Origin of the sequence: Acinetobacter sp. ANC 5414, assembly GCF_013004295.1 — a bacterium.
Lineage (GTDB): Bacteria > Pseudomonadota > Gammaproteobacteria > Pseudomonadales > Moraxellaceae > Acinetobacter.
Genome location: NZ_JABERM010000025.1, coordinates 104,309 through 123,361 on the forward strand (window position 1 = coordinate 104,309; position 19,053 = coordinate 123,361).

Annotated in this window: 18 protein-coding genes and 3 pseudogenes; 11 read left to right on the forward strand and 10 right to left on the reverse strand. The window is 38.0% G+C overall.

Annotation, left to right across the window (positions count from 1 at the left end):
- The first annotated feature begins 2 nt into the window (after nt 1-2).
- Nucleotides 3-1,277 carry a DNA cytosine methyltransferase gene (locus HLH18_RS11560; RefSeq protein WP_100535539.1) on the forward strand — a complete coding sequence of 425 codons (1,275 nt, stop codon included), beginning with the start codon at nt 3-5 and terminating at the stop codon, nt 1,275-1,277.
- Nucleotides 1,278-1,573: 296 nt separating this feature from the next.
- Here HLH18_RS11560 and HLH18_RS11565 read toward each other — a convergent pair.
- A pseudogene (locus tag HLH18_RS11565) lies at nt 1,574-1,828 on the reverse strand (transposase); the annotation flags it as partial.
- Nucleotides 1,829-2,244: 416 nt separating this feature from the next.
- Between HLH18_RS11565 and HLH18_RS11570 the strand changes: the two are divergent.
- On the forward strand, nt 2,245-2,622 hold the full coding sequence (locus tag HLH18_RS11570) for a hypothetical protein (protein ID WP_171546944.1): 378 nt from the start codon (nt 2,245-2,247) through the stop codon (nt 2,620-2,622).
- Nucleotides 2,623-2,781: 159 nt separating this feature from the next.
- On the opposite strand, the pseudogene HLH18_RS11575 reads toward HLH18_RS11570, so the two are convergent.
- A pseudogene (locus HLH18_RS11575) lies at nt 2,782-3,722 on the reverse strand (IS5 family transposase).
- A gap of 463 nt (nt 3,723-4,185) precedes the next feature.
- Nucleotides 4,186-4,644: a DUF2147 domain-containing protein gene (locus HLH18_RS11580; protein WP_131286778.1), complete on the reverse strand. Its 459-nt coding sequence runs from the start codon at nt 4,642-4,644 to the stop codon at nt 4,186-4,188.
- 198 nt (nt 4,645-4,842) lie between these two features.
- On the opposite strand from HLH18_RS11580, the gene HLH18_RS11585 reads away from it, so the two are divergent.
- On the forward strand, nt 4,843-5,496 hold the full coding sequence (locus HLH18_RS11585) for an IS1595 family transposase (RefSeq protein ID WP_171546945.1): 654 nt from the start codon (nt 4,843-4,845) through the stop codon (nt 5,494-5,496).
- Between the two features lie 104 nt (nt 5,497-5,600).
- Here HLH18_RS11585 and HLH18_RS11590 read toward each other — a convergent pair whose 3' ends face one another.
- On the reverse strand, nt 5,601-5,825 hold the full coding sequence (locus HLH18_RS11590) for a hypothetical protein (protein WP_171546946.1): 225 nt from the start codon (nt 5,823-5,825) through the stop codon (nt 5,601-5,603).
- Nucleotides 5,826-6,122: 297 nt separating this feature from the next.
- Between HLH18_RS11590 and HLH18_RS11595 the strand changes: the two genes are divergently transcribed.
- Complete coding sequence (locus HLH18_RS11595; RefSeq protein ID WP_165541281.1) at nt 6,123-6,284, forward strand: hypothetical protein; 162 nt, start codon at nt 6,123-6,125, stop codon at nt 6,282-6,284.
- Between the two features lie 182 nt (nt 6,285-6,466).
- On the opposite strand, the gene HLH18_RS11600 is transcribed toward HLH18_RS11595, so the two are convergent.
- Together HLH18_RS11600 and HLH18_RS11605 are read right to left on the reverse strand one after the other, a co-directional pair.
- Nucleotides 6,467-6,937, reverse strand: coding sequence for a hypothetical protein (locus HLH18_RS11600; RefSeq protein ID WP_171546947.1), 471 nt, complete (start codon nt 6,935-6,937; stop codon nt 6,467-6,469).
- A 95-nt stretch (nt 6,938-7,032) separates the two neighbouring features.
- Entirely contained in the window at nt 7,033-8,208 is a 1,176-nt protein-coding gene (locus HLH18_RS11605; RefSeq protein ID WP_250852416.1) for a YncE family protein, read from the reverse strand.
- A 681-nt stretch (nt 8,209-8,889) separates the two neighbouring features.
- On the opposite strand from HLH18_RS11605, the gene HLH18_RS11610 reads away from it, so the two are divergent.
- From HLH18_RS11610 to ahpF, 4 genes are all read left to right on the forward strand, one after another.
- Complete coding sequence (locus HLH18_RS11610) at nt 8,890-9,678, forward strand: tellurium resistance protein (RefSeq protein WP_171546949.1); 789 nt, start codon at nt 8,890-8,892, stop codon at nt 9,676-9,678.
- Nucleotides 9,679-9,697: 19 nt separating this feature from the next.
- Nucleotides 9,698-10,831, forward strand: coding sequence for a toxic anion resistance protein (locus tag HLH18_RS11615; protein WP_171546950.1), 1,134 nt, complete (start codon nt 9,698-9,700; stop codon nt 10,829-10,831).
- 42 nt (nt 10,832-10,873) lie between these two features.
- The gene (locus HLH18_RS11620; RefSeq protein WP_171546951.1) at nt 10,874-11,794 is read left to right on the forward strand and encodes a hypothetical protein; all 921 of its coding nucleotides are present in this window, start codon (nt 10,874-10,876) and stop codon (nt 11,792-11,794) included.
- 230 nt (nt 11,795-12,024) lie between these two features.
- Nucleotides 12,025-13,590 carry an alkyl hydroperoxide reductase subunit F gene (ahpF, locus tag HLH18_RS11625; protein ID WP_171546952.1) on the forward strand — a complete coding sequence of 522 codons (1,566 nt, stop codon included), beginning with the start codon at nt 12,025-12,027 and terminating at the stop codon, nt 13,588-13,590.
- A 240-nt stretch (nt 13,591-13,830) separates the two neighbouring features.
- Here the strand turns inward: ahpF and HLH18_RS11630 are convergent, their stop codons facing one another.
- From HLH18_RS11630 to HLH18_RS11640, 3 genes and pseudogenes are all read right to left on the reverse strand, one after another.
- Complete coding sequence (locus HLH18_RS11630) at nt 13,831-14,085, reverse strand: YfhL family 4Fe-4S dicluster ferredoxin (RefSeq protein WP_171546953.1); 255 nt, start codon at nt 14,083-14,085, stop codon at nt 13,831-13,833.
- 12 nt (nt 14,086-14,097) lie between these two features.
- The gene (gene trhP / locus HLH18_RS11635; RefSeq protein WP_171546954.1) at nt 14,098-15,498 is read right to left on the reverse strand and encodes a prephenate-dependent tRNA uridine(34) hydroxylase TrhP; all 1,401 of its coding nucleotides are present in this window, start codon (nt 15,496-15,498) and stop codon (nt 14,098-14,100) included.
- 83 nt (nt 15,499-15,581) lie between these two features.
- A pseudogene (locus tag HLH18_RS11640) lies at nt 15,582-15,999 on the reverse strand (MerR family transcriptional regulator).
- A 77-nt stretch (nt 16,000-16,076) separates the two neighbouring features.
- Here HLH18_RS11640 and HLH18_RS11645 point away from each other — a divergent pair.
- From HLH18_RS11645 to HLH18_RS16335, 3 genes are all read left to right on the forward strand, one after another.
- On the forward strand, nt 16,077-16,718 hold the full coding sequence (locus tag HLH18_RS11645) for a cation efflux transmembrane domain-containing protein (RefSeq protein WP_171546955.1): 642 nt from the start codon (nt 16,077-16,079) through the stop codon (nt 16,716-16,718).
- 227 nt (nt 16,719-16,945) lie between these two features.
- Entirely contained in the window at nt 16,946-17,473 is a 528-nt protein-coding gene (locus HLH18_RS16330; protein WP_171546956.1) for a reverse transcriptase family protein, read from the forward strand.
- The gene (locus HLH18_RS16335; protein ID WP_171546957.1) at nt 17,474-18,151 is read left to right on the forward strand and encodes a reverse transcriptase domain-containing protein; all 678 of its coding nucleotides are present in this window, start codon (nt 17,474-17,476) and stop codon (nt 18,149-18,151) included.
- Nucleotides 18,152-18,199: 48 nt separating this feature from the next.
- Here the strand turns inward: HLH18_RS16335 and HLH18_RS11660 are convergent, their stop codons facing one another.
- Nucleotides 18,200-18,979: a ferredoxin--NADP reductase gene (locus HLH18_RS11660; RefSeq protein ID WP_171546958.1), complete on the reverse strand. Its 780-nt coding sequence runs from the start codon at nt 18,977-18,979 to the stop codon at nt 18,200-18,202.
- Between the last annotated feature and the right edge of the window lie 74 nt (nt 18,980-19,053).

Genomic DNA, 19,053 nt, shown 5'->3' on the forward strand with positions numbered 1-19,053 from the left:
AAATGAAATATGAATCACTTGATATAGCATCTTATATCAGAAATAAACGAATTAACATGGGTTTGTCGCTTACTGAATTCGCTCTATTACTTGATATGAAAGAAAATGGTGAGCGAACTGTTCGTGGATGGGAATCTGGGGAACATAAGCCAACTAAAGCTAAATGGGAAAAGATTCTAGTCCTGCCTGACCACACACCTTTTAAACAAAAAGAAGAGGGTTCGTATAAATTTACTTTTATTGACCTTTTTGCTGGTATTGGTGGTATTCGCTTACCTTTTCAAAAACTAAATGGTAAATGTGTATTTAGCTCAGAATGGGATAAGTTTGCTCAAAAAACTTATGCAGCTAATTATGGTGAGCTTCCTTCAGGTGATATCACTCAAATTTCCGCTAAGGACATTCCTAATCATGATATCTTGATGGGAGGTTTTCCTTGTCAGACATTTTCTCAAGCTGGTAAGAAACAAGGATTCCAAGATACCCGTGGGACAATGTTTTTTGAAATACAGCGTATTCTAGTTGAAAAAAGACCCAAAGCTTTTCTTCTTGAAAATGTTAAACAGCTGCAGGGTCATGATAAAGGACGTACTCTCCAAACAATCTTAGAGATTTTAAGAGGGGAGTTTTCTGAACAAACAGAATTGGATATCAGTTTATCTGAAGAAAACAAAAAGGCTTTATCAGAAAAACTAAACTACTGGGTTGATTTTAAAGTTTTAAGAGCAGCAGATTTTGGTGTACCACAAAATCGGGAAAGAGTTTTCTTGGTAGGCTTTGACCGTGATTATTTTGGGCCAAACTGTGATTTTGATAAATTATTTTCATGGCCTGTTCCACCTAAAACTCCTACCAGACTAGGTGATATTCTTGAAGATCTAAGTAATTTAGCGCCCGAACAAGACTGTTATACTATCTCTGATAGACTCTGGGAAGGTCATCAACGCCGAAAACTAGAACACGGGGTTAAGGGGAATGGGTTCGGTTATACCCTTTATAATCATGATAGTGTTTATGCTAATACCTTAAGTGCCCGTTATTATAAAGATGGTTCTGAAATTCTGATTTCCCAAGAAGAATTAGGCAAGAACCCAAGAAAGTTAACGCCAAGAGAATGTGCCCGATTACAAGGATTCCCAGAAGATTTTATTATTAATGCTGTTTCACAAGTCCAAATTTACAAGCAATTTGGAAACTCGGTTTGTGTAAAAGTAATCGAAGCTCTAGCTAAGCAGATTGTAGAATGTCTGGATCAAGCTGAAAAAACTCTCCTCTAAAAAACAACTCGATCTACTTTAGATCTTTAAAGTATTCATATGGGCATCTTCTTATAGGATTTGCCCATTTTTAATTCCCATGCCAGATCCACCTTATAACGTGGTTTGTGATAAGTGGGGACTGAAATCATTTAAGTTTATGATCTTCCATGCAACTACATTTCTGTTTATCTGGTTATCTATTTGTCTTACAACAGCCTTTGTTGCATAAATATTCAAAAGCTGAGTTTCCCATAATCCATTCAAATTTAAGTAAGGGTGGAGTACGAATATCACTGATATTTGGGGGCTGCTCAGCCACAGAGTTTAATCAGACTTTGCACAAAGCCAGTAACCATACGTAAAGACAGATGGAATAAGGATTTAATCACTAAGCAGCATTGGATGGCTGCGTCGGAGTAGGTTTGATTTCGCCCTTGTTTGCCTTTTGATGGCGCATACCATTGCGTAGCAGGATCAAACCAGATTGAAATATTTCCTCGCTTGATTAAAGCTTGGTTATAAGAGGACCAATTGGTTGTACCGTAGATTTTAGGTACAGGCTTCTTTATTTGGAAATTATATTGCTGAAGAGACCTTCAAGAATAGTTTTGTGCAACAAAGCCTTGTTTAAGTCCTTTTGAGAGAAAAAGAATTGCTTTAATTAGCATGAAAGCAGCAAGAGTGATTTAAATCAACCACGCTTCATTTACCCACTTTTTAGAGCGGCTTGCGAAAAGGTCTTTTGATTAAATCGCGTTAATTTCGGTAAGAAAGACACACCAGAATACTGAAAATGGTGATAAATTATACTTATTGGCTTAATGATTAATCGGTTTAAGCTCAATATTGTATTGTATAGATCGGTTGTTTGCTAAAAGCACCGTGAAAAAACAATCAAAATCGGTGCGTGAGCCTTAATGCTATTGCTCAGGATACTTGATCAGGCAGTAAGGGTGAGTTAAGGCTTGAGTGCTAGGAGATTGATATGAAAGATTTTCTAAAACGTATTTTTGGTCAAGGTAAAAACTTACCACCAAAATTACCGAAACACATGGAAATGAAAAATTTAACAGTGGGTAGTATTCCACCACCAATTCCGTCTAATAAGGGGAGTGGGCTAGCAATAAGCAGCCTGCCACCACCTTTTCCAAAAGGTACTTTTGTTGCAGGAGGTATGGGGTTTGGTATTTTACCACCGCCATTCCCAACTACTGCTGTAGTGGATACTTGGAGCAAAAAACCTGCTTTGACAAAAAATAGCTACTCGAATGACAAAGATGGTGTGTTTTACCAGACTATCGACCCCAACGAAGACCCAATAGACCCATTGCGCCATACTTTAGATACATGGAGTGATATTTAATTAAAATCATTTAAGTTTAGAGCCTGCAATTTATGTGGGCTTTTTTATGCCTGTTAATAAGGCTGAATAAACTATAAATAATTAAAATATTATAAATAACTTAGATTGACTTTGTTGCACAAACACTCAAAAGCTGAGTTTTCCCCAATCCATTCAAATTTAAGTAACAACTTGGATGTGAGGTCTATCTAATTCCGTAAATATATTCAGAGCTGCCACATGCGCATGAATTTGATTAACCTGACTTCGAAAATGTCTTGCCGTCAGCTTATTTCCTCATAATTTGATGCAATGCATCTTGGTTTTCGCCAAACTGCGACGGTGATAACCCGACCATTTTTTCTATAGGATTCTGCCTAAATATTTAACTGTTTGAAGTAACTCATTTCTTTCTATTGAACTGATTTTAGAATCTTTCTAGGGCTTGGCATTCTTTCTGGGTGGAATTACTGCATGTGCTTGACGATCTGAAACCACTTGCTTGCAGCACTTCGTGTCTACGCCCCATCGGTATAGACAGAATCTCTTCGCTCATCTAGTGGGATTTGATCCACTAAATCACCTAATACTTGTGAATCACTGACATTATTTGTCGTAAGCTGAGCTGCACGTATTTGCAGTGTTTCAGCATCTATACCAATATGCAGTTTACGCCATTGCCGACGGTATTCAGGCTGATGTTTCTTAGGCTTCCGTTCTCATTCACTTAAAAATTTTAAACCCGTAGAGTCGACGAGTAGATGTAACCCATCACGGCTTTTCTGATAGCTTATCGCAATATCAATATGCTTTTGTCGTCTACACAGGGTGGAGTATGAATATCACTGATATTTGGGGGCTGCTCAGCCACAGAGTTTAATCAGGCTTTGAGCAAAGCCAGTGACCATACGTAAAGAAGGATGGAATAAAGATTTGATCATTAAACAGCATTAAATCGCTATATAGGAATAAGTATGATTTCGTCCGTGCCTGCGTTGTGGTTGTGCATACCATTGGGTCTCAGGATCAAACCAGATTGAAATATTTCCTCGCTTGATTAAAGCTTGGTTATAAGAGGACCAATTGGTTGTACGGTAGATTTTAGGTACAGGCTTCTTCATCTGGAAATTATATTGCTGAAGAGGTCTTCAAGAATAGCTTTGTGCAACAAAGCCCTTTCATAATAGGATTGGATAAATATTTTTGTAACAACAAATAAGTCGACACCAATCGACACCATCTTTATTTAAATATTTGATATTCAATAAATGTGCCCTACGTTGACATCGTAGAGGTCTCCAGTTCAAGTCTGGATATACCTACCAAGATTCCAAACGTTATGTTATAAGGGTTTTAAGCGAAAACAGTAGCTTAGAACCCTTTTTTATTGTCTTGAATAATGTACGCCGTTATCTGCACTATCTTTATAATCGCTACTTTTTGCCGATATTGCAGTTAAATTTACGTCAAGATTACGTCAAGATTTTTGGAATTTACGTCATGAAATTACCGAAGCCTCGTAAGCGTGGTGAAGCTTTTTATATTGAGATCATGATCAATGGCAAGCGCTCATCTGCAACTTTTTTAAAACTTTTTCCAAGTCATAGCACTGGTGGTATTGCCATTTTTTACCTTACCAAAAACTTTCATCTGATCTCGAGAATCATTTAAACGAGCTTCAATATCATAAGTGCGGCCATCTTGCGTGTTAAGCCATACCCCCTTATTAAATTGAGTATTACTGCCATTTACTACCATGCCCTTCAGTACTTCCATACCAAAAATTGGTTGATCCTTTAATACACCTGGGCATTTACCACATACATCTGGATTCTCCACACCAGGTGCTTGTCGGCTTTTAGTAACAACAGCACTATATTGCTGTGTTTTAGAGTTCTTACGAATCACAATTTCAGAAACGTAATAACCTGTACGATCATCAATAACTCTCCATGTTCCGATCAATGGGTCGAATGGCATGGCAGCCACAGGATTGATAAGTCCAAGAAATAATGTAATAACACCCAAAAATTTAATATTCATAAGCAAGAAATTTATAACCCAACAAAAAAATAAAGGCACAACCGTGCAAAACGTTGCGAATTATAGTAATTATTATTTAATAATCAAAGTAATGTCATAAAATTTAAACAGAAAATTGATAGCTATTTTATGAAATCAACGAAAATGTAGAGCTTTTCTTGGGGCTGTAGTAGATTAGCTTTATGATAATCTACGTTTATGAAGATAACTCGATGTAAATTAAATAAAAAAACTCAAAGAAAACTACTAGAGTTTTTTGTCGCTGAAGTTACAGCTCGAACTGCTGCCGATTTGCTTGGTATACAATCCAATTCTGCAGCACTATTCTACAAGAAGATTCGCGAAGTCATTATGTATCATCTTGACCAAGATGCCTTAGAGGTTTTTCAAGAGCATATTGAATTAGATGAGAGTTATTTTGGTGGGGTTCGCAAAGGAAAGCGTGGAAGAGGTGCAGCTGGCAAAGTGATTGTCTTTGGACTGCTTAAACGTAATGGTAAAGTTTATAAGATTATCGTTCCTGATACCAAATCAAGCACACTAATGCCTGTAATATCTAAGAAAATCAATCCAGATAGCATAGTTTATACAGATCATTGGCATAGCTATAATGCTTTGGATATCGCTGGCTTTAGCCATCATCGCATCAATCATTCAAGCAATTTTTCTGATGGTCAAAATCATATCAATGGCATCGAAAACTTCTGGAATCAGGCTAAAAGAGTGCTTAGAAAATACAATGGTATTGACCGAAATGCCTTTCCATCGTTTATTAAAGAATGTGAATTTAGGTTTAACTATGGCAGTCCAAAACAACAGCTTAAAATACTATTAAATTGGACAGAAATTTAATCTTATCTACTACAGCCCCGCGTTAAAAAATGCCAATACACCTACTGCACAGACAACATATTCATCGCAATCGGATGCTCGGTATTAAACAACAACGTGACGATCTAACTCATCAATCCACTCATTGAAAATTGCCCTTGCTTCATATGAAGAAATGAGTTGGCTTTTATCTGATCAGCAAATTGCTTTGCTAATAAATCATCGTTAGCCCAATACCAAGATTTACCAAGGGTTTGATCTAAATTAGAAGCATCCCAAGAATATAGATAGTTAAGTAGATCACAGTAAGCTAAAAATTTTCCTTCCATTTTTATACAGTATTTCGCCATTGGTTCTTAGCTTAGACAAATATTAAATTTGCACACAAATTCAACAGTAAGCCAGATATAAGTGAAAGTGTTTTTTATTATGAATGATGGTCTTAATGTTAAAGGGAGATGATTTTAGGTAATGATTGTGAATGTCACTGTGATAGTGTACTTGTGAATCAATAATATGCAGTTATCGTGTTTACAAAGAAGAGAATTGACACAGACTTAGGGTTGGATAAGAGCAAAGAAAGAGTAAATTGTTAGTGTCGTGATGAAGACGATATAAAAACACAATCTAAAAGGAGGAAGTTAAACATGGCTAATCAACCACAAAATCCACAACCTGATCAACCAACCTTACATATTGAATATCCTCAACAGCCTGATGAAAAAAAAGTACCTAATCCACCTAATCCCCAACCTGATCAACCTAACCAGCATCTTCGGCAATCAAATCCCCAGAAGCAACCCAATTAGAAACTTGAAAATACACAAAGACTATATGAATGGGGCTTTGCTTATCTACTTTTGAATATTGACCGGTATTCCAAATGTGGGTTCAAGTAAAATCGGTTAGGAAAAAATTTAGGGTTAAAAATATTGATCTATTGTTTAAAGGTTAATGTGCCAATTTATTTGGAATTTAACTATATCAACTTTTATGAAGTCGTATGCTTAAGTTGCTCTAATTGTAGAATATGTTGATTAATCTGCTGATCCATTGCCGGTAAAATTTGTCTTAAAAATTGGCAATAGGAAATTGCATCATTCGCTGAAAGCCCACCTGCTTTTACAAGCTGTTTTTGCTTTTCTAATAAATCACTTACCTGACGAAAATCAGGTTGCTGTCCCACACTCAATGAATGACTGATTTGTTCGAAATCCTGATAAAGTCGGTCACGTTGCTGGATCAATCCTCCCTGATTTGAGGGTTGTAGGTGTATTGTTTGCTTTGGTTTTAAATATTCGACATTCTTTTTTAAAGCGCTGTTCACTGGAGTTTTATTAACGCTGGACTGAGCTATTTCTGATGGAACCGGGGTTGCGGGTTGAAAGAAATAGACAATGCCTATGAGTAATAAAGTCACAATTATTCCAACGATGATGCCAAGTCGTAAAGTGTGAGCCATGCTACCAAACCTGTTAATTTCATTTAAATTAAAAAACAGACCTCATCTACAATCAGGTCTGTTCAATTCATCAATTATCCACTCATTACCGTTCATTACTTGGTTGACCAACCTGCTGGTGCATAACCTATACGAACACGCTGTGGATGATTACCGACTGGCACACTCAGAACCTTTTCACCTGTGGCAAAATCAATGACGGTGACCACATCAGTCGCACTCTCTGAAATCACGCAGCTTTTCCCATCAGGACTTTGTGTTGCCCAATATGGCTTGCCTGCAGCGATCAGCTTGCCAGCTTTTAAGGTTGAACGGTCGACAATGGTTGCATAGTTATCCATGGTGCCTGCCACACACAATTTCTCACCATCAGCACTGATAGATAATCCATGATGACGGGAGTCATTTACATATTTTGTCCGGTCAGACGGAATGGTTGAGCTGCCCGGGAGTTGACCAATGCGAGTAATTTTATTCTGGTTCAGGTCATACTCGATCAGGCCGTTAAAAAATGAAACCTGTGCATAAATTTTATTTTCATCATTACTAAACACGATGGGACGTACTGCATTGGATAAATCCTTACGACCGATTGCATCTAATGCAGGACGGAAATCAATTTTCTTGAGCACTTTAAACGTATTCGCATCAGCAATGGTGATGAATCGTTTCCCCTTGGTGAAATCTTGCCATGATGCATCCATGGCGGTTTCCACATTGCCAATCGCTGAATTCAAAATTTTTGAACCACCATCAAAGAAGATGTTTTCATGCGGTTTGTCGCCTGTTGCAAAGCGTCCCAATTCCTTACCGGTATTGATGTCCAGAACATGAACGACGTTACCCGAAGATGCTGAGACAGCTAAGCGCTGACCATCAGGAGAAACGGCCATATGATCCGCACGGAAACCTTCAACAGGAGTACGCCAGTTGATCTTGCCCGTCGCAATATTGATAGACACTACATCTGCAAAACTTGGGCGAGATGCTACCACTGACTTGCCGTCTGGGGTTGAGTACATGTCATCGACTAATTGATCGTTACCTTCACCCGCAGTATTACGAATGTAGCTATATGCAATTAATTTGATTGGATTAAGATAAATTTCCTTTAATCGCTCTGACCGGTCAGGCACCATGTTAATGACACCGATTTTACCAAAATCCTGAGATGGACGAATGACGGTCACGGTTCCATCCCAGTTATTGCCAACAAAAAAAACCTGCTGACTATTGGGGGGAACAGGTGTCGTTGATGTAGCTGCATTCATAGCTAGCGATGTGAAGGCTGTAGATGCAAGCAAAACATTCGACGTCCATTTAAAAAATAATTTTTTGTTTTTCATATCATTATTGTCCAGTTCAGTTCCATGAAAGCAATTTTTTTATTCAAATTTTCATTGCTGTCTAATACTCCCGTATTAGCAGAACACTAGAATAAAGAATTGATCAACAATTAACCATAATTACCCGACAATCACGCCAATAAATCAGTCTTATCTTTTGAGTAAAGCGGATAATTTGATTAAGAAATTTTCTGGTTAGTTTTCTAAGTAATTAAAATTATTTATTTTATTATAATTTTTTATCAGTAAAAAGTTGCCGATAAGATTAAAAAACTTTTGTTAGCAAAAAATGAAATGACAAAACAGAATGTTTCTTTAAATTTGTCATTACATGTATTGTAGCCTGTAGAGATTCACAAAATTATTCACCTGAGTTATCAAGCAATTGAGATATTAATCTCACAAGCATTGCATGAAATTATACAAAAGAGCCGACTTATCTCTATAAATTGAGCACTTTGTAAATTCGTAAAATGAATTGTTTTAAAAACTTGTTTAAATCTTTATCCAATTTAATATAAATATGTTCTAGAAATTGCAAAACACTACATGATATTTTGTATGAAAGCCGTACTATAAAAATGATTTTATTGAGTTTCTAATATTATGTCACAGATAGATGTTCTTGTTCCTTTGGCTGAAATTGAGGTAAATCGGGCTGAACTTCTCTCCATTCAGCGCAATGATTTAGTTCCTTTGCTGAATGATCAATATCGTCTGAATCATTATGCGGATCAACTTATTCAAGCACAGTCGGTGTTACTCAACGGGGTAGATCCACATCTTACCCAGCAACTCAGTTCGACGATTGAACAGCTGATTCAATCCTTGGCTGATTCAAAAAAATATTTAAAAACACGTAAATTTAATGCCTTGCAAAAGTGGTTGGGGATTGACCTGGAATATGGATCGGGGCAGGTTGAATATTATAAAAATCTAGATCAATTGCTCAATCGGGCCAATCATTTAAGTCAAAAATTGCAAATTGAGATTCAAAAGTCGCAGGCACGTTTTCAGCAATTGCTTGGTCATCGTGAGCAAATGGCAAAGTACATTCGGGCTGCGCAAGAGTTTTTAGTGGAATATCCAAATTTTGTAAAGAATCAGCATCCACTAGACAATTTTGCGGAGAGATTATCGAAAAAAATTAATACATTACAAACTTTACAGGCCAGTAATGATATTGCAATTACACAAATGCAGTTATCTCAACAGCTTTCTTTTACCTTGCTGGATCGTTTTAAAGAGGCACAGCAGGTCTTGATTCCGGCATGGCAATATCATGTTAAACAAAGCAATCAAAGCAATTCGACAATTGAGTTGGAAAAGTTGGATAATAGCCGAGAGAACCTGATCAAAACTTTAAGAAAATCACTACAGAAACCAACACATTAATAATGATACTAGGTGAGACATGACCGATTTTGAGCATAAAGATTTACCGGCTGAAGTAAGCAACGAGGTGGTTCATCAAAAATTTCAGCAACTGAACTTGCAAGAAATGGGTTTGCAGGATTCGGACTTTAATGAAGTGATGAATGCACGTAAAGAATTGGCTGCAATGAGCCATACCGCAGTGGCTGAATATGGTAAAAATATTGCGACAAAAACGTCGACCTATACCGATGAATTGTTGAATCTTGTGCAAAATAAAGATCTGGATGCAACTGGTCAAAAATTGAATCAGGTGGTTCAAGTTGCACAGCAGTTGAATACCAGCAGCATTTTAAACAAGAAAAAAAGTTCGGGTTTTTTTGGTGGCTTGATCAGTAAAATGAAGGGTGCCAAGCAGAACTTTGACCAGCATTTTAATAGCACTAAAGAACAAATTGATGTTTTAGTTAAAGAAATTGAAACTTCACAATCGGGACTCAAAAGTCGCGTTGATACCTTGGATAAAATGTTCCATGGGGTGCAGGATGAATATAAACAATTGGGTGTTTATATTGCTGCCGGGAAATTGAAAGAACATGAAATCCAGCAGGAAATTGCAACTTTAACCACTCAAACTCAAGATCAGGCATCGGTGCAAAAGGTTTATGACCTGAATCATCTCGCCAACAATCTGGAAAAACGGGTCAGTGATTTACAGGTCTTGCAGCAATCGGCAATGCAAACCTTACCAATGATCCGAATTATCCAGTCCAATAACTTGATGTTGGTCGATAAGTTTTATGCGATTAAAAACATTACTTTACCTGCCTGGAAAAACCAGATCAGTTTGGCCATTTCCTTAAATGAACAGAAAAATAGTGTGCAACTGGCCAATAGCATTGATGATGCCACCAATGATCTGTTACGCCGTAATGCGGACTTGTTGCATCAAAACTCGGTCGATACCGCCAAAGCCAATCAACGTTCAGTGATTGATATTGAAACGCTTGAACATGTGCAAAACACCCTCATTAAAACTGTTAATGATGTGATTCAGGTGCAAAAAGAAGGTATGCAAAAACGTGCTGAAGCCACCACGCGTTTACGTGCCTTGCAAGAAAATTTGAATCATTTGGTTATAGAATCAAGTACCAGTGGAGTGAATAAATCTTAAGAATAGGCTTAAGTTCATTGGCTGCACTTTAGGAGAAACCGTTTGCCTCCCTTAGATGAATATGCTGTGAATCCGCAACAGATTGAATCTGGTGTTGTGGCGCTGAAAAAGCGCCAACGCAATCTGACCTTATTTTGCATCACCAGCAGCACCGTTTTCCTTGCATCAGTGGTGGCATTATTTCTACAACATGATTTTGTCTATAGTTTTTTTGGTGTTACCACCGAATTAAAGCAATTGCATATGCCGATGAGTGTAGATGCAAATCTTGCTGAGCTTGGTCAGCACACCGATTATTTTACCAATCTGTTGTCTTGGTTCGGCTGGCTGGTTCTGAAGCTGTTTGTTTCTTTTGTCGGGGCATTTTTTGTCATTCATTTTTTGAAAAAAATACGCTTCTTCTATACGCGTTTTCAGTCCTTTATTTTGAAATTTGTCGGCTGGCTGGTTGCCTTTATTGTGTTGTGGTCGGGTTTAACCTTTCTGCAATACGATTTAAATGATGATGAAAATAATGCTTATAGCGAAGTGATTCAATACGATAAAAATATTCAGCAAAGTGAATTGGCACAGTATTTACAGCGCACCGAATTAGATGAACCCGTGAAAGCTTATTTACTTGCACAAGCCGCATTGTTACATAAACCAGTCGATAAAGATGCTGCCATTCCTCAGGTTCTGGCTTTGGTTAAAGCGGAAAAAACAGATCCTCATTTTATTGAATATGGCTTCAAGCCCGAACAATTATGGACCATGCAGCATCAACTTTATGGAAAGACACTCACCCCGATGGCGCAAAGTGTTTCAAGGCAGGTGGAACAAGCTGAAAAAATGAGCGACTTGGTGAATATCTTTATTATTGCCATGCTTATTTTATCTGCAATTTTGAGCTTGATTTTATTTTTCTTATCGCAGCATTTAAAAGGGCGCGTGTTAAGAGTTGAACAACGTATTACACCTTAAATAATGCAATTCAAAAGCCTCGGAAGAGGCTTTTATTGTTTTTCTTCACTGTTATTTCATTCTATTTTTTCTTAAGTTTTAAATGAGGCAATACTTATAGAATTTAAGATAAATGCTACTTAATTTAATAATCCGATCTTAATAATAAAAACAAACTGTTTTACCTATTTATTCATTTATCTTACTATAGTCTTATTAAATAAACATTTACTCCCTTGGAGACGTTAGCCATGTTAGATCAAAATACTTCAGCACAACTTAAAACTTTACTGGAACGTCTGGAAAGCCCGATTGAATTGGTGGCGTCCCTCGATGCTTCTGACAAATCCGACAAGATCAAGGAACTGGTCACTGAAATTGCGGCACTATCAGATCAGGTGACAGCTCGCTTTGACGGGACCAATAAACGTACCCCAAGCTTTGGGATTGCCAAAGTCGGTGAACAGCCACGCGTGAACTTTGCCGGTCTGCCAATGGGACACGAGTTTACCTCCTTGATTCTGGCATTGCTGCAAGTGTCGGGTTATGCTCCAAAAGTCTCTGATGAAGTGCTTGCGCAAATCAAGGGCTTGAATTTAACCTCTGACTTCGACGTGTTTGTTTCTTTAAGCTGCCATAACTGTCCGGATGTGGTGCAAGCCTTGAACCTGATTGCAATCAACAATCCGGGTGCGACTGCGACCATGATTGACGGGGCCTTCTTCCAGGAAGAAGTTGAACAGCGCAAAATCATGGCGGTTCCAATGCTGTTCCAGAATGGTGAACACATTGGTCAGGGCCGTATGACGCTGGAAGAAATCGTGGCCAAACTGGATTCGGGTTCATCAGCTAAAGATGCGGAAAAACTCAATGCCAAAGGCGCTTTCGATGTGCTGGTGATTGGCGGTGGACCTGCAAGCAATACTGCTGCGATCTATGCGGCACGTAAAGGCATTCAAACGGGGATCGTGGCGGAACGCTTTGGTGGTCAGGTGATGGATACCATGGACATCGAAAACTACACTTCAGTGCAAAAGACCCAGGGTCCGAAATTTGCCGCTGAAATGGAAGCGCATGTGCGTGCTTATGATGTCGACATCATGAACCTGCAAAAAGTGGCTGCCATCAAAGGTGCCGATGAAACTGCCAATGGTCTGGTTGAAGTCACTTTAGAAAATGGGGCCAAACTGGAATCTAAAACCATCATTCTGTCGACCGGTGCACGCTGGAGAGAAATGAATGTTCCGGGTGAGCAGGAATATAAAACCCGTGGTGTGGCATACTGCCCGCACTGTGACGGTCCACTATTCAAGGGTAAACGTGTTGCGGTGATCGGTGGCGGGAACTCGGGTGTGGAAGCGGCGATTGACTTGGCGGGGATTGTCGAGCATGTGACTTTGGTTGAGTTCGACACCAAACTGCGTGCCGATCACGTCTTGCAAGACAAACTCAACAGCTTGCCAAACACCACCGTGATCATGAATGCACTTTCCACTGAAGTTGTCGGTGATGGTTCACAGGTAACAGCGCTGAAATACAAAGACCGTGCCACCGATGTTGAACACACGGTTGAACTGGCCGGGATCTTTGTGCAAATTGGCTTGTTGCCAAACACCGATTTCCTGAAAGCCTCGAAAGTTGAACTTTCCAACCGTGGTGAGATCGTGATTAACGAGCGTAACGAAACCAACGTCAAGGGGGTATTTGCTGCCGGTGACTGTACCACCGTTCCATACAAGCAAATCATCATTGCAACGGGTGAAGGCGCGAAAGCATCACTGTCTGCTTTTGATTACATCATCCGTTCGGGGCAATAAGTAAAAAAGCCAAAGTGGCTATGTAGACTTAGACATAGACACTTTGGCTTTAGTTCCCCAAGTTTTTGTTTTACCCTTTTATAGGAACTCAGGGCGCTAACGCTGAGTTCCTTTTTTTATCACGACCCTTTTTATTGTTATTTTTATTTTCTACATTTTTTGTTTTGCCCTTTTTTATTGTTCTTTCCCCAAGGTTATTGTGTTTAATTAAGCATGTTTTATGCCATTTCTAAATATTTTTTAAGATTTTAATAAATTCAAACCCTTAAACTTCTGTATCAATTGTTCTTGCGTTTCCACATGTTCAGGATGGGGGATAATGCACTCAATTGGACACACCGCAATACAAGTTTGATGGTCATAAAAACCGACACATTCAGTACAGCGATCAACATCAATCTCATACACCTTATCGCCCTCATAAATGGCTTCATTCGGACATTCAGGCAAACACATATCACAATTGATGCATTTATCGGTGATGAGTAATGCCATAGCTATCTCGCTTTAAATCGCTTGATAAGCCAAAGACGCAGCAGAAATATCTGCAGTTGAATTCGGCAAGTTGCGAATCAGCAGGGCATAACCCATGTCGACATCTGCAGGGACTGGAATATCAACGACATGACCTGAACCTTTGGCATCTTCAATCAAATTGCCTTTTTTATCTTTAATTTCAGTCAAAATAAAAGTGATGTTGCCTTTCGTCGTCATTAACTCTAAAGAATCACCGACAACAAAACGGTTTTTCACATCAATCTTGATATAGTCACCGTTACGCTCTAATACTTCGCCGACAAATTGTTGATGGTCAAAACGTGATGAACCCGTTTCATAGTTTTGATATTCGCTATGCACATGACGACGCAGGAAACCTTCGGTATAACCGCGATTCGCCAAGCCTTCAAGCTGGGTCATTAAAGACGGATCAAAAGGTTTGCCTGCTAAAGCGTCATCAATCGCTTTGCGGTAGATTTGCGCAGTTCGGGCACAGTAGAAATAAGATTTGGTACGACCTTCAATCTTCAGTGAATGAATGCCCATCTTGGTTAAACGTTCAACATGCTGTACCGCACGCAAGTCTTTGGAGTTCATGAAGTAGGTGCCATGTTCATCTTCTTCAGCTGCAAACATGTCTTCTTCATTGCGTTGTAGTAAAACCGGCTCGCCAAATTGATGTTGTTCTAGGGCGTGTTGCTCGTCGGCATCTTTATGTTGGCAGCATGATGATGATTCTTCAATTTGTTGAACTGGAATGACATCTCCAGTTTCATCTTCAGCTGCATCGTGAATTTTATAATCCCAGCGACACGCATTGGTGCAAGCGCCCTGATTGGCATCACGTTTGTTCATATAGCCTGAAAGTAAGCAACGACCGGAATAAGCCATACACAATGCACCATGCACGAAAACTTCAATTTCCATACCCGGCACAGTGTTTTTAATTTCTTCAATTTCTTCGATTGATAACTCACGAGACAGAATTACACGGGTTAAACCCATGTTTTTCCAGAACTTTACCGTTGCCCAGTTGACTGCATTGGCTTGAACCGAAAGGTGTACCGGAACATCAGGAAAATGCTCACGTACCATCATGATTAAGCCCGGATCAGACATAATCAGCGCATCAGGTTGCATGGCAACCACAGGTTCCAAGTCACGGATAAAATTCTTGAGTTTGCTGTTATGCGGTTGGATATTCACCACTACATAGAACTTTTTACCTAAAGCATGAGCTTCCTTAATACCTATTTTTAGATTGTCATGATCAAAGGCATTATTACGTACACGTAAGCTATAACGTGGCTGACCTGCATAGACAGCATCGGCACCATAAGCAAATGCATAGCGCATGTTTTTCAGCGAGCCAGCAGGAGAGAGTAGTTCTGTAACGTGAGTAATGCTCATGACAAAATTAAAGGCATATAAAAAATATGGCTTTATTGTATGGATCTAAAAAAATGATTCAACCTAGTATTTTAGTTGGGTTTTTACTTATTCTCAGCTTCGGGCTGCTTCAAAATCTGGCAGCTATTAATCGTTTCTGGTGTGTTGCAAGAGGCGCATAGCTGGATTATATGTTGTTGGAATTTCTGTAATTCTATAATTTTATCAGTGACTTGATGAAAATTTTGTTCAGTCGTTTGCTTCACTGCATGACAGTTTTACGATGGCTGTTGTTCTAATTCAAGCAACGCTTCAATCTCGCTTAATGAAATATCCAGAGCAAGACAGCGTTTAATAAACCCCCAGTCGTTTGAATGTATTTTCATCATAATTGCGATAATTATTGCTGCCACGAAAGCTGGGTTTGAGCAGATTTTTCTTCTCGTAGAAGCGAATGGTATCGTTACTGAGTCCAGTTTTTTGCGCTAAATCTTTAATTAAATAATATTTATGTGTATTCATGCTTGACCTTGGAGTTACTCCATAGTTTTGAATAAGAGTAATACAAAATGAAAGTCATTTGAATTGGAAGTGATCTTATGGCATGTAACCATTGTTGTGATGAATCTGTACCACCCAAACCGGACAGTAAATTTAGAACGGCTTTATGGATTGCATTATGCATTAATTTGTTCATGTTTTTGGTTGAATTGATTGGCGGGGCTTATGCACATTCATCGGCACTGTGGGCAGATTCCTTGGATTTCTTTGGAGATGCTGTGAATTACGCTATTTCACTTGCAGTCTTACGGATGAGTTTATATGGGAGAGCAACAGTCGCTTTACTAAAAGGTATAACCATGGCTTTATTCGGTTTCGTGGTTATGGGCAAAGTTATTTATGCCTATATGCAAGGAATTCCCCCTGAAGCAATGACCATGGGGATAATTGGTGTATTGGCTTTAATTGCGAATGTAGTTTCAGCTACCTTTTTATACGCCTTCAGAGATGGTGATTCCAATATGCAGTCGGTCTGGCTGTGTAGCCGTAATGATGCGATTGGCAATGTTGCAGTGATTTTAGCTGCGGTCGGTGTGTTTGGTACGGGAAGTATGTTGCCGGATATTATTGTGGCGGTGATTATGTCAGTACTCGGTTTAACCGCAGGCTATCGGGTGATTAATAAGGCTTTGCAGGAACGGAAGCAAAATAAAATTAAAATAATTGGAGAAAATATTTAAAATATATCCTTGAATTATAAAAAGGTATCCCAATATAGTTGTTAGATCTATTTATGCTCTTTCGAGCACAAAATCGCACCTAGAGTCACAGGACGCATCATTGTGTTCCGAGTACTTGGCAATGGCGACCGACAAGGTACAATCGTTGAGTAAGACGAATAGGAAGCGATATGCTGCAACTCTGAAACTATGTGACCATGATCTAGCAAGAGCATAGTAGAACGGGAATGGAATTCTATCAATATTGCAATCAAGAATTTGAAAATGAATTAAATCGTTTTAAATCTAAAATTGGTAAGAACAGATCATCTTGTAAATATCATTCTAGATATTTAACAGTAGATGAGTTTTTTGAAGATAAAGAAAAATATAAAATAGAAATAATTAATTCAATTCAATCAAATAATTTTAAATTTGATCCTCTCACTCCAATTTTCCTTCCTAAAGATAGAAATAATTATCGTATGGTATGTGTGCCATCGGTTAAAGATAGATTAATTCAGGTTTTGTTCATATCTTATTTAAAAAAAATTCATACTAATAAGTATAAAAATTTTGCAACTAATGATTTTGCTTCAGAGGGAAATGGAGGAGTTAAGGCGGCGCATAATCGGCTAATAAGTCTACGTTCAAAATACAAGTATGCTTTAAAAACAGATATTTCAGCTTTTTTTGATGAATTGGATAGAAAGATAATATTCAATTTATTTGAGGAAAAAATTAAAGTACCTAGTTTACATTCTTTCTTTCAGTAAATGATAAATGCGGACCCGGTCTATCATTTACTCCAAGCTACATCAGATGAGCAACTAAAAACATTTTCTAAAATTATAAAAAATAAAAAAGGTAAAGGTATTAGACAAGGAATGCCAATAGCTTCTTTACTAGCTTCATTTTATTTACAAGATTTTGAAGCGGTATTGGCTAAAAAGAAAATAAATTATATTCGATACGCAGATGATTTAATTGTGTTTGCAAATAAAAAGGATGAGATTGAGGAAAATTTTAATTTAATTAAGGAAGAGTTGTTAAAAATACAATTATCTGTACCTGATATTGGAACAGGAAAATCAGAAATTTATACTTCTTCTCAAACTGTGATATTTCTAGGACTAGAGCTAAAAAAAGTAGGGAGTGAATTCAAATTATTTATTCCTCAAAAAGCATTTACAGAATTAAATAAAAAAGTTATAGATCTACAAGGTTATAAAAAGAATATAAAAGCTGGTTTAAACTTTTATAAAACCTGCCAAAAAATGGATCAAATCTGTAATGGTTATCTAGTCTGTTATGAGTTTACTTCTAATCTAGATGACTTTAAAAAATATGTAGAAGAAAGAAAAACATTTGTCTATAAACGATTACTTGCACCTCTAGGTATAGATTACACAAAACTTTCATCTGAAAAGAAAAGATATTTCTTTAATGAATAAAAAACCGGACCAAATGGTCCGGTTTTTTAAGACTTGTAAATTTAAATCTTATTTTTCAACGAATGCACGTTCAATCACGTAGTCGCCAAGTACACCCATACGAGGTGATTCTTTTAGACCATGTTGATCAAGCAAAGCAACCACGTCATCTAGGAAGGCTGGGCTACCACACAACATTGCACGGTCTGTTTCTGGGTTGAAACGTGGTAAACCAATTTTTTCAAACAGTTGACCCGTTTCAATTGCAGTGGTTACACGACCTTGAGTGTGGAATTCTTCACGAGTCACAGTTGGATAATAAATAAGCTTATCTTTGATTCCTAACTCTTGGAAGAATTCATGGTTCGGAAGTTCGTTTAGAATCAAGTCTTGGTAAGCCAATTCAGAGATAAAGCGCGTACCGTGAACCACGATCACTTTTTCAAAGCGTTCATAGGTTTCTGGGTCACGAATCGTTGACAAGAACGGAGCAAGACCTGTACCTGAAGAAAGAAGGTACAAGTTTTTACCTGGGTTTAAGTCGTCAAGAACCAAAGTTCCTGTCGGTTTGCGTGATACTAAAATATCATCGCCAACTTTTACTTTTTGTAAAATAGAAGTTAAAGGACCATCTGGCACTTTAATAGAGAAAAACTCTAACTCTTCTTCATAGTTAGCGCTAGCAATAGAATAAGCACGCATTAAAGGCTTACCATTTACTTCCAGTCCAATCATCACAAATTGACCATTTTTAAAACGTAGCGCAGTGTCACGCGTGGTTTTAAAACTGAATAATGTGTCATTCCAGTGGTGTACGTGAGTAATCTTTTCGACGTTGAAAGCAGCCATTAAAGGTCTCAATAAATTATCAAATTAGAACAGCTTACTATTCTAATCTAAAAACATTCTCGATAAACTGAATA